Here is a 10,124-nt window from a genome sequence, read left to right as displayed (position 1 = left end):
CCTGTTTCGGCCTGGCGTTGTATTACGGCGCAGACGGCGGGGCCTTCCTGGTTGCGGGCCTGGCGCGGGCCCGTGGGCCTGGTCAACTGTGCATTGTCACGTCCTGGCTGCATCTGGGCCAGGTCTCATTGCCAGGCCATCGGGCGGCCTGGTCAACCATTTATTGAGGCCGCTTTGGGTCCTTCCTGGTCAAATCAGGCTGTCGCGGGGCGCGCAGTGCACAGGTCACAGGCGGCCCAAACGAGAATTTGACGAAAAGTGCGCTTTGCGACTGTGCAGGACAGATTGTGCACATTGATATCAGGCGTGATTTCTTACACTTTTTGAGCAAGGCAAGGTACTTTCTTCACCTATCACTTTGAGTGTCTGTAATGAGCGTCTATGAAAGGGCTAGACCGATTGCCTAGCGGGGGGGAATGCTGGTGGAGTTTGGGCTATCTGACAAGATTGTTATCGTCACGGGTGGCGCTGCAGGGATCGGCGCTGCAATTGTTGAGATGCTTGCAGCGCAAAGGGCTATTCCTGTCATTCTGGACAAGACCGGGCCGCATCCGGACACGCTCGAATGTCTGCGGGCACAATCACCTGTCGCCGATTGGATTACGGTCGATCTCACAATTGACGATCAGTGCCGCGCTGCAGTGAGCGAAGTGTTGGAGCGCCACGGAAAAATCGATGCGCTGGTCAACAACGCGGGCATCAATGATGCCGTGGGCCTAGATGCCGGTCCGATGGAATTCCGCAATTCACTCGAACGCAATTTGGTTCACTACTACACAATGGCGCATCTCTGTGTTCCAGAAATCAAGCGCCAACGTGGATCGATCGTCAACATATCCTCGAAGATCGCACTTACCGGACAAGGGGGAACTTCGGCTTATGCTGCCGCCAAAGGCGGTATACTGGGGCTGACGCGGGAATGGGCTGCCGAGCTTGCGCGCGATGGTGTCCGGGTGAATGCGGTGGTTCCGGGAGAAACCATGACGCCCATGTATCAGGCATGGCTTTCTGGTTTTGACAGTCCGGACGAAAAATTGGCAGGGATTGTCAGGAACATTCCGCTTTCAAAACGAATGACCAAACCGGCCGAAATCGCCGCGTCCGTTGTTTTTCTTCTGTCAGACTGGGCTGGTCATATGACAGGGCAGTCACTGGTCGTGGATGGCGGATACAGTGACTTAGATCGAGCATTGACCAGCACCTGAAGTTCTCACTGAAAGGATCTTCCATGCGCTATGAACTGATGCTTCCCCACCAGATCAGGACGGCGATTGATGGCAATTGGCCGGTCGTTCTGCCCCTAGGTGTTCTCGAATACCACGGTGAACATCTGCCGGTTGGACTGGACACGCTGGTTGTAATCAAGTTGCTGGAGGCGTTGGAACCAGAGATGGATATGGTCCTGTTGCCTCCGTTTTATTACGGAGCTGCCAGCTATGCCGTCGCCGGACCGGAAAGAACCGGAACGCTGCATGTCGGCGCAAACACTTTGTACCCCCTTGCGCAAGAAATGTTTACAGGCTTGCTGCGTATCGGTTTTCGCAACATTCATTTCTTCGTTCACCATCAGACGGAGAATTTCGCAGCGGGAATGCCGACCGATCTTGCCTTCAAATTCGGCGGGCGCGAGGCAATCTTTGCCTTTCTGGAAGCCAATCGGGGCGAGGGCTGGTGGGGCAATGGCGACATGGATCAGTATTACGACCAACAATCCAGCGGCGACGACCCATTTAACTGGATCAAAGGTCATCCCTTGATGACGCCTCAGATCATCGCTGAGTTTCCCTTCGACCATGCCGGACTAGGCGAGACATCGCTCCTGTTGGCCCTTTGCCCTGACACGGTCGAAATGGAAAACCTGTCACGCGATCACTGGTATACAGCCAGCGCCTCTGCCGCGACGCGGGAACTCGGCGAAAAAGGACGGAGTCTGATTCTTGCACATATGCGGCACGTACTTCGCCCATCATTATAGGGTCAAAAAAAGCTGCTGAGGCACTGTCACATTAGATCGACGATCGGTCCAACGACGGGTATTTGTTGTTGAATGCGCAAAATATCCTACACACGTCACCGATTTCCGCCCGCAATCATCCAACGGGCCGTCTGGCTCTATTTTCGCTTTCCACTGAGTTCTCGTGACGTGGAGGAAATGCTTGCGGAACGTAGCATTGATGTAAGTTATCAACCGATCCGCCGATGGATTTTGAAGTTCGGCCCGGCGATCGCAACCAGGCTACGATCCCACCGCGTTGAGCCGTCAGGAGCCTGGCATCTTGATAAAGTCTTTGTCCGCATTGGTGTATCTGTGGCGGGCCGTAGATGATGAAGGCGAGGTTTTTGAGGTGCTGGCGCAGTCGCGTCGCAACAAGTGTACGGCCCCTAAATTTATGCGGAAACTCCTGAAAAAGCAGGGATGCATTCCAGATAAATTTGTCGCCGGCAAGCTGGGGTCTTATTCTGCGGCGCTTTGCGAACTTGGGTTGGCTCAGCTTCATATCGCAGGTGGTGGGTTGAACACTCGGGCCGAAGTTTCGCATCCATTGCCCGGCAGTGGTTTGTTTGCAAAACCATGCGAGGGGGCCGAACTTCGGTTGCCCGTCTGAAATCGACGCGCCAAATTCTAATTGGAAGTTCTGTCAAAAACCTCGTTCAGTTGAGCGCTAATGATGTCAATATCGCCCATCGCATTGATGCGTTTAAGCAGACCTTTGTCAGAATAATAGACGGTTAGCGGAGATGTCTCGGCATGATAAGTTTTCAACCGCTCTGAGACGGTTGCTGCGTCGTCATCAACTCGCCGCTTGAATTTTGTCTCTCCGCAATTGTCGCAAACGCCCGGTTTAGCCGGTACCTTATGAAGGTCGTGGTACCCCTCTCCGCAGCCCGCACAGGTATAGCGGCCAGAAATTCGCTCGATTACTGCCGAATCGGGCACCTCCAGTAAGACAACGGAATCAAGCTTCATTTCCTTGTCTTTTAGGAGGTTATCCAGCGCCTCAGCCTGAATCACGGTGCGGGGAAATCCATCAAAGATCACGCCGGCCGCAACATCAGGTTGATCCAGGCGATCATTGACAATCGCAATTACAATCTCGTCTGAGACCAGATCACCAGCTGCCATCACCTGCTTTGCAGCCTTGCCTGCCTGTGTTCCCTTGGCGACAGCCTCACGCAGCAAGTCCCCAGTAGAAAGCTGAATCAGCCCTTTGCTCTCCATCAACATGCGGGCCTGTGTACCCTTACCAGCACCTGGAGGCCCGAGCAGGATCAAATTTGTCATTCTTAAAGCTCTTTCTATTTTGGTGTCACATGGTCATTAGGACTTCAGGCTATCGACCAATATATCTGTAATCCCCCAATTTTTTGTTGGGTTTGGTCGAAGACTTTATGCAGATATTTTCTGTTTTTTGGGCAGGTATTCTGCTACCGATATTTATGTTGGAGCGCTCGTTGTTGTAAGTCCATAGCCAATCTGCAGCCTGTTCCAGTGCCTCTTCGATGGTTTCAAAGCTGTATTGCCTGAACCATTCATTGAGACAGATTCGGACGGTTTCAGAAACATCACCTGACTGGGAGTCAGGGCGTTCAACACCTCCAGCGCCATCAGATAAATCTGCCAATTCCATCGAATGATAAGGCCCCACAATTTGGTGCTGTCGGGTGTGGATACGCCGTTTAAGCAAGGTTTGATTTGAGCTGATAGCCATCACTGCGGAGTGCGGTCGTGTGTCCAGCCTGTTGGCGCGGTTTGTGAATCCGCTGGCACTGATTAAGTCCGCGTATCGGCGCCCAATCAAACGAACGCGCTTTAACGCCCTGACAGCATCTCGGGGTGTCCCGGCACCCGTGGCACCGCCGCCGTTGCTGATTACATCGTAACTACCGCACTTCGTCTTCAAAGCTTCAACCCCAGAAGTTCGACAGCGTTGTCCTGGTAGATTTTGCAGCGCAACGTTTCCGAAATATCCAAGCGATCCAGAATATCGATCGTATCACGAATATACATGGGCCCGCCCTCAGGATCGAACGGCGCATCGGACGCAAACAGCACGCGGTTCTCTCCGAAAAATTCGATCGCATGTTCAATCGCTTTTTGCGACCCGAAGCTTGCAGTGTCAGCGTAGTATTCTTTGAAGTATTCCAGATGGGGACGCTTCAACGCCTTAAGGACCTTCTTGAGGTCCTTATCCGTCGTGCGCGCCCCCATCTGGTCCCATCCGGCACCGACACGGCCCTCAAAAAATGGCACCATTCCACCTGCATGATGGGTGATGATCTTCAAGGCGGGGTGCCTGTCAAACATGCCGGAAAAGACCAGACGTGCCATGGCGGCCGATGTCTCGTATGGCCACCCGAAGGTCCACCAGATTTCGTATTCTGACTGGTCTTCGTCCAGATAATCCGTAAAATTTGCGCCACGCGACGGGTGCATCCAGACGGGCTTGCCGGTGCTGGCCATATACTCAAAAAATGGCTCGAACTCTGGTCGGTCCAATGGCTTGCCCGATACGTTCGTGTAGATTTGCATGCCGACCGCACCGAGATCTTCGATATTTCGGCGCGCATCTGCAACCAACGCATCCGGATTAGACATGACTGCTGTTCCGATGAATCCGGGAAAACGGTTGGGGTATTTCTGGCACAATTCAGCCATACTGTTAGACGCAATTGTCGCAAGTTCCAGAGCCTTGGAAGGGTCCGCGTATTTTTCGTAAGGCGGGGACGCGATGGACAGGATTTGGCAGTAGTCCGGCCCGAACATATCCATGACTTCGAAGCGCCGATCAAGATCGGTCATCATCGGGACGGCTTCCGAGCGACGGGTAATGTCTGTTGTATGGCCCAAATGCGCGATCAAGGCGTCGTGGAAGGGCTTTGGCCAGATGTGGGTGAACACGTCAATTTTTTTCATTTGGTTTCCAATATGGTTATGCGCTTCGTCGGTTTTTTCTTCATCGGTAAGGGTTTCTCAAAGGGTTCGCGCCAAGTCGCCCACAAGGTAGCGCCGGACACATTCGACAAGCTGGTACTTGGGCTGCTAATCGTCGTGATGATCAAACTGATCTTTTTCCGAATACCTGACCCCGTTACCATTGTGGGAAGCGTCCCGTGACACGGGCGGCCAGCTCAACAGGATCATCGGGACCAGAACTGCCGCGCCAAGCGACATGAAGATCGGGACGAAGCAGAAACAGGTCACGCCCGTAAAGCCTTCGCAGCCGCACATCGTCGATTAATCGGTATTGCACAGGGGCACCAACCGCACGCAATGCCGTGACCAATTCTTGTCCGACCGATGGGTCTGCGTTGAAACTCACCACAGAGTAAGCGCGCTCGAACCCGTCCAATACCGATATGTTAGGTGCCAACCATGCGTGCGGGAATCGCACACCGGTCCAGGCAGTCGGGTCGTAGGTGCGGAACAAATGTTCAGGGCCGCCGGGTTCTTCGGCGATCACAGGGCTGCCGACATAGCGATACCCAAGCTCTGCACCGATCATTTCGTTCGTCTTGCGTTGTTCTTCCTCGGCTACGCGGACGAATTTGGCACGTGCCGCACAGTGATGCGCACTGGCGTGATCCAATTCAGGCGTCCACATCGACCGCCATTTGCGTCGACCGCTCGATGCATAGCGGGATGCGCCTATATTGCGATCCCCGACCTGTCTGCGCTCGACTTCGTAGGATGCCAAAAGCGCAGGACCGCCCCAACCGTGCAGCGTGGCGGCAAGTTTCCATGAAAGATCAATCGCGTCACCAATCCCGGTGTTCATCCCAAGCCCACCCGTCGGGATCACGAGATGCGCAGAATCCCCGGCCAGGAATACACGTCCAGTGCCGTACTTGTCGGCGAGCAAAAGGTTTTGCTTCCATTCACCAACATACAGCATTTCGTAGTCAATTGGCTGGCCGACAACCTTTTCGAACTGCGCGGCCATTGCAGCATCATTCTCGACAACCGCGTGAAGGGTCCAATGTCGTGTCGAATCCTGCATAATCAGGAAAGAGCTCGCATCGTCCGCTACATGATAATGTCGGCCCTGCCCTGGCCCATCACCTATCGGCAACCTGTCAAACAAATCATCGCACCGAAAGAGCGCCTGACGCATTCGTGCGATATTGCCTTCGCCCGTAAGTTTGATCCCAAGAGCATGTCGAACAGGGCTTGCGCCACCATCGCATCCCGCGAGGTAATCGACACGAATGTCTTCCACTTGCCCCGCCCTGCGAAGTTTAGCCGTCACACCTTTTGCATCCTGCGCAAAGCTGTCGAATTCACAACCGTAGGCAATCTCGACGGTCGGAAGGCTTTGGGTTATCTCCAACATGAGCGGCTCTAGCGTGTATTGAGAGATCAGCTGGTACGGCTCAGCTGGCTGGGAGGTATCCTCGCACACCGCGATGTCCGCGCGGGCTTCATCGACCGAAGGATACTCCAAACGAAGCCACGGCGCCTCGCACATCGACCGGATAACGAAGACATCCATCGAGACATCAGAACGCAAACCCGCAGCGCGCACACGCTCGACAATGCCCATCCGCCTGAAGATTTCCATCGTCCGGGCATTGCACCGTTCCATTTTGGGCAGGAACTCTGGACCAGGCTTTTTGTCGATTAAAAGGCAATGGATGCCCTGCTGGCCAAGATCAATGGCAAGCGTCAACCCAACGGGTCCCGCGCCGACAATCAGCACTTGCGTTTTGCGCAAACCAATCTCCTCCTAGCTAACTATTTTTAAGCATAGACGGTGTCAGATTTGGTTCAAAACGACTTCGCGCCGCGTTCCTTTAGGTGGAACACCGTTCTGGAATGGCTTTTACGAAACCGACGCCGCTCCTAAGCTTGCTAGGCGAGGAGAAATGCATGACTGACCATAAAGCACTTTTGAGCGACCTTGTGGTCGCAAGTCGAATTCTGGCAAACGAAGGTATATGCGATGCCTTCGGTCATATCAGCGTACGCCACCCCGAAAACCCAGAGCGGTTTTTCCTGGCGAGGGCGGTCGCACCGGAGCTGGTGACGATCGAGGATATCGTTGAGTTCAACCTCGACGGGACGGCCGTCTGCGATGACCGCAAACCGTTTCTTGAACGTTTTATTCACGGTACCCTGATGGCCGCCCGGCCCGATGTTCAATCGGTGGTTCACAGCCATTCGCGAGGTGTGATCCCGTTTGGGATTACGGATACACCCATCCGTCCGCTGCTGCATTCGTGTGGCGTCTTGGGTCATGAAGTTCCTATCTGGGACGCCGGTGATGTTTTTGGGGACACCAATCTGCTAATCTCGAGCAACGACATGGGTAACGACTTCGCCGTCAAGCTCGGCGACGGGCGTGCGGCATTGATGCGCGGCCATGGATCAACGGTCGTAGGGCGTTCGATCCGCGAAGCGGTCTATACGGCGATCTATCTGGACGTAAATGCACAATTGCAGGCTACCGCGATGCAGCTTGGAACGGTTAAGTATCTTACCGAAGGCGAAATAGATCTGATCCAATCGCGCTTGGGCGACGCCAAGCCCGGCGAAGGCTACGATAGGACCTGGCAATATTGGGCGCGGCGTGCCGGCTTTGGGTCCGACGCACCTGTACCCTAGCAGCGATGGCCGTTGGTTCCCGGACCCGGGCCGGTTTTGCTTCTCTCAAGATTGCAGGCTTTCGTAACTATTTTTTCGCGCTCGTCTTTATTGGCTTCGCTGTTCAAATCCAAACCGTCGCTGTCGGTTGGCAGGTTTACGACCTGACGCGCGATCCGTTCGATCTTGGGCTGATTGGCCTGTCACAATTCGCGCCCGCATTGCTGTTGGTGTTTGTGACCGGAACAGTCGCAGACCGATTTCCGCGCCGCATCATCATTGGTATCAGCTTGGTGGCAATGGCTGCAGGCGCCGCTGGCCTGTTGTTCCAAACGGCTAGCGGCGACCCGCAGGTCGGCTACATATTCATGCTGATGGCGGTGTTTGGAACTGCGCGGGCATTCTACAATCCCGCACGCCAATCCATTGTCCCCAATCTAGTGCCCAAAAAGGACCTCGCCAACGCAATTGCAACCACGTCAAGCGGTGCGCAGATCGCGACAATCTGTGGCCCTGTCGCGGGCGGATTGCTTTATGGACTGCACCCGTATGCCGCTTACGGCACGACGGTTGTGCTGTTCCTTATCGCATCTATCTTGATTCTAAGCCTTCCAAGACTGACTCAGGATTTGTCCAAGCGGGTCAATGATTGGGAAACCTTGAGCGCGGGGTTCCGCTATATCTGGGACCAGAAGGTCATCTTGGGGGCTATTTCGCTTGATTTGTTTGCGGTAATTCTTGGCGGCGCAACCGCCTTGCTCCCAGTTTTCGCGCGAGACGTCTTGGACATCGGCCCAACAGGACTGGGCCTTTTGCGTGCAGCCCCCGCGATTGGCGCGATTTCAGTCGGTCTTTATTTGATGGCCAATCCAATCAGTAACTATGCGGGCCGAGCAATGTTTATCGCTGTCGCAATCTTTGGCACTTTCACAACCGTCTTTGCGCTGTCGGAAACTGTTTGGCTGTCTATCGCCGCGTTGGTCGTTCTGGGTGGCGCGGATATGGTCAGCGTCTTGGTACGAAGCACGCTGATCCAGATATGGACGCCCGACGAATTGAGAGGGCGGGTCAATGCAGTCAATCAGGTCTTTATTGGCGCATCCAACGAGGTGGGCGCGTTCCGAGCTGGGTCTTTTGCCGCAGTTATGGGGCCGGTCACGGCAGTTTTGATCGGGGGTATCGGCACTTTGGCCGTGGCCGGAATTTGGGCCAGAAGATTCCCCGAGCTTGCGCGCATCAGGAGGTTGGACGGCACATGACCCGTACCACCCAAATGGAATCTCGATAGTGCCAGGGTATTTGGGTGAAACGCTTGCCGCATTATCCGCGCTATGCTTTGCGATGCTAAACATCGTGATTGCAGGAACCGCGGGGTCACGGGGCGACAAGGGCGTGCTTTTTTCAGTGATCGTCACTATCGGATTTTCCTTTGCGTTATTCTTGGCGCTAGAGGCCGGGCGCATCGACATCTCGGCCACGCGAGACACCGCTAAGGGTATCGGATCCTTCGCATTTGCAGGCATCGCGGCCATGGTGTTTGGACGCACGCTGGTTTTTGATTCAATCCGACGCCTTGGGGCTACGCGCGCATCCGCAGTAAAACGGCTCAACCCATTTTTCTCAGTCTTGCTTGCAGCGATTTTCCTGTCAGAACCGGTGACGCTCTTTGATCTTGCCGGACTTATCGTGATTGCGTTGGCCTTCACGCTCCTGATCCAAGACAGTTTTCGCAAAAGCCGGGACGGCAACGACACTGCCGCGCCGATGGCCTATCTGATCGGGACCGGGGCGGCCCTTGCATACGCCGTATCCTACATCGGCAGAAAAGCCGGGCTGAATTTCATGGATGCCCCGGCGCTGGGAACATTCATCAGCGCGCTGTCTGGCTTTCTCGGATTTGTTGTTCTCGCAACCTTTTCAGAGAACTATAGGCCAATGTTCCGAAACCTTTTTCAGAATATTGATCGGCATGTGATGGCGGCAGCGGTCCTGGTCTCACTTGGTCAGGTCTTGATGTTTGCGGCCTTGGCCCATGAGAAAGTCTCAACTGTGGTGATGATCTCATCACTCGAAATCTTCTTTTCGATCTTCTTGTCCACGGTCGTCTTCCGGATCGAGAAGCGACCGAGACCGGTAATCCTTGTGGCTGCGGCCCTCGCAATCATTGGCGTCGCTCTTGTTGCGTCGGCATAATTCACACTCTAGGCGTGTTCCCGCATGCGGAACGCCGTCCCATTGACTGAAAATCTGGACGCGCCTAGCATCTTCACCGGGAGGATCGGACCGTGCGGGAACAAGTCTGCGTTTTGGCGCGATAAAAAGGCTTGGAAGATCAGAAATGGCGGTTCATTCTTAGAATAATTTCGGCTTCAAACGGTTGGAGCGTGCGATGCATGCGCGATTTAGGAGCCCAAATAAGAAGCAGCGCTAAAAACTCGGAGGAGTTGTAGCGCTGGTAAGTTGGAAAATAGACTCTGGGAGGAAACATGAGACGAACATTCCTTAAGTCCGCCGCGGCGGCTACGATTGCGATAACGACTTT

The 10,124-nt window shown here is 54.4% G+C and carries 11 protein-coding genes; 6 read left to right on the top strand and 5 right to left on the bottom strand.

Going from position 1 to position 10,124, the window contains the following annotated elements; all coding sequences use genetic code 11:
* The first annotated feature begins 416 nt into the window (after window positions 1-416).
* The 3 genes from Q1B15_RS16245 (at window position 417) to Q1B15_RS16235 (ending at window position 2,606) form a co-directional block, all read left to right on the top strand.
* Complete coding sequence (locus tag Q1B15_RS16245; RefSeq protein ID WP_299755597.1) at window positions 417-1,205, top strand: SDR family oxidoreductase; 789 nt, start codon at window positions 417-419, stop codon at window positions 1,203-1,205.
* Between the two features lie 23 nt (window positions 1,206-1,228).
* Window positions 1,229-1,975 (top strand): creatininase family protein, encoded by a 747-nt coding sequence (locus Q1B15_RS16240; RefSeq protein WP_299755595.1) that lies wholly within the window; start codon window positions 1,229-1,231, stop codon window positions 1,973-1,975.
* Between the two features lie 301 nt (window positions 1,976-2,276).
* The gene (locus Q1B15_RS16235) at window positions 2,277-2,606 is read left to right on the top strand and encodes a DDE-type integrase/transposase/recombinase (RefSeq protein ID WP_299755592.1); all 330 of its coding nucleotides are present in this window, start codon (window positions 2,277-2,279) and stop codon (window positions 2,604-2,606) included.
* Window positions 2,607-2,623: 17 nt separating this feature from the next.
* Here the strand turns inward: Q1B15_RS16235 and Q1B15_RS16230 are convergent, their stop codons facing one another.
* The 4 genes from Q1B15_RS16230 to Q1B15_RS16215 all read right to left on the bottom strand — a co-directional run bounded on the left by Q1B15_RS16230 (window position 2,624) and on the right by Q1B15_RS16215 (window position 6,713).
* The gene (locus tag Q1B15_RS16230) at window positions 2,624-3,283 is read right to left on the bottom strand and encodes an adenylate kinase (RefSeq protein ID WP_299755589.1); all 660 of its coding nucleotides are present in this window, start codon (window positions 3,281-3,283) and stop codon (window positions 2,624-2,626) included.
* Window positions 3,284-3,332: 49 nt separating this feature from the next.
* The gene (locus Q1B15_RS16225; protein WP_299755599.1) at window positions 3,333-3,710 is read right to left on the bottom strand and encodes a hypothetical protein; all 378 of its coding nucleotides are present in this window, start codon (window positions 3,708-3,710) and stop codon (window positions 3,333-3,335) included.
* Between the two features lie 188 nt (window positions 3,711-3,898).
* A complete protein-coding gene (locus Q1B15_RS16220) occupies window positions 3,899-4,915 on the bottom strand; it encodes an amidohydrolase family protein (RefSeq protein WP_299755587.1) in 1,017 nt (338 codons plus the stop codon).
* 175 nt (window positions 4,916-5,090) lie between these two features.
* The gene (locus Q1B15_RS16215) at window positions 5,091-6,713 is read right to left on the bottom strand and encodes an FAD-dependent monooxygenase (protein ID WP_299755585.1); all 1,623 of its coding nucleotides are present in this window, start codon (window positions 6,711-6,713) and stop codon (window positions 5,091-5,093) included.
* Window positions 6,714-6,868: 155 nt separating this feature from the next.
* On the opposite strand from Q1B15_RS16215, the gene Q1B15_RS16210 reads away from it, so the two are divergent.
* The 3 genes from Q1B15_RS16210 to Q1B15_RS16200 are packed head-to-tail and all read left to right on the top strand — an operon-like array spanning window position 6,869 to window position 9,775.
* Window positions 6,869-7,603, top strand: coding sequence for a class II aldolase/adducin family protein (locus Q1B15_RS16210; protein ID WP_299755583.1), 735 nt, complete (start codon window positions 6,869-6,871; stop codon window positions 7,601-7,603).
* Between the two features lie 5 nt (window positions 7,604-7,608).
* Window positions 7,609-8,841 (top strand): MFS transporter, encoded by a 1,233-nt coding sequence (locus tag Q1B15_RS16205; RefSeq protein WP_299755581.1) that lies wholly within the window; start codon window positions 7,609-7,611, stop codon window positions 8,839-8,841.
* A 28-nt stretch (window positions 8,842-8,869) separates the two neighbouring features.
* Window positions 8,870-9,775, top strand: a complete 906-nt coding sequence (locus tag Q1B15_RS16200; protein ID WP_299755578.1) for a DMT family transporter — start codon at window positions 8,870-8,872, stop codon at window positions 9,773-9,775.
* Between the two features lie 139 nt (window positions 9,776-9,914).
* Here Q1B15_RS16200 and Q1B15_RS16195 read toward each other — a convergent pair.
* On the bottom strand, window positions 9,915-10,124 hold a 210-nt coding region (locus tag Q1B15_RS16195), incomplete at its 5' end, for a hypothetical protein (protein WP_299755575.1).

The organism is uncultured Boseongicola sp. (assembly GCF_937988555.1).
Classification (GTDB): domain Bacteria; phylum Pseudomonadota; class Alphaproteobacteria; order Rhodobacterales; family Rhodobacteraceae; genus Boseongicola.
Note: the sequence above shows the minus strand (reverse complement) of the source record. Positions and strands in the feature narration are given on the sequence as shown.

Excerpts from the sequence above, each read along its gene's own strand:
- Q1B15_RS16245 (WP_299755597.1), top strand. The coding sequence starts at position 417 with ATGCTGGTGGAGTTTGGGCTATCTGACAAGATTGTTATCGTCACGGGT.
- Q1B15_RS16240 (WP_299755595.1), top strand. The coding sequence starts at position 1,229 with ATGCGCTATGAACTGATGCTTCCCCACCAGATCAGGACGGCGATTGAT.
- Q1B15_RS16230 (WP_299755589.1), bottom strand. The coding sequence starts at position 3,283 with ATGACAAATTTGATCCTGCTCGGGCCTCCAGGTGCTGGTAAGGGTACA.
- Q1B15_RS16225 (WP_299755599.1), bottom strand. The coding sequence starts at position 3,710 with ATGGCTATCAGCTCAAATCAAACCTTGCTTAAACGGCGTATCCACACC.
- Q1B15_RS16220 (WP_299755587.1), bottom strand. The coding sequence starts at position 4,915 with ATGAAAAAAATTGACGTGTTCACCCACATCTGGCCAAAGCCCTTCCAC.
- Q1B15_RS16210 (WP_299755583.1), top strand. The coding sequence starts at position 6,869 with ATGACTGACCATAAAGCACTTTTGAGCGACCTTGTGGTCGCAAGTCGA.
- Q1B15_RS16205 (WP_299755581.1), top strand. The coding sequence starts at position 7,609 with ATGGCCGTTGGTTCCCGGACCCGGGCCGGTTTTGCTTCTCTCAAGATT.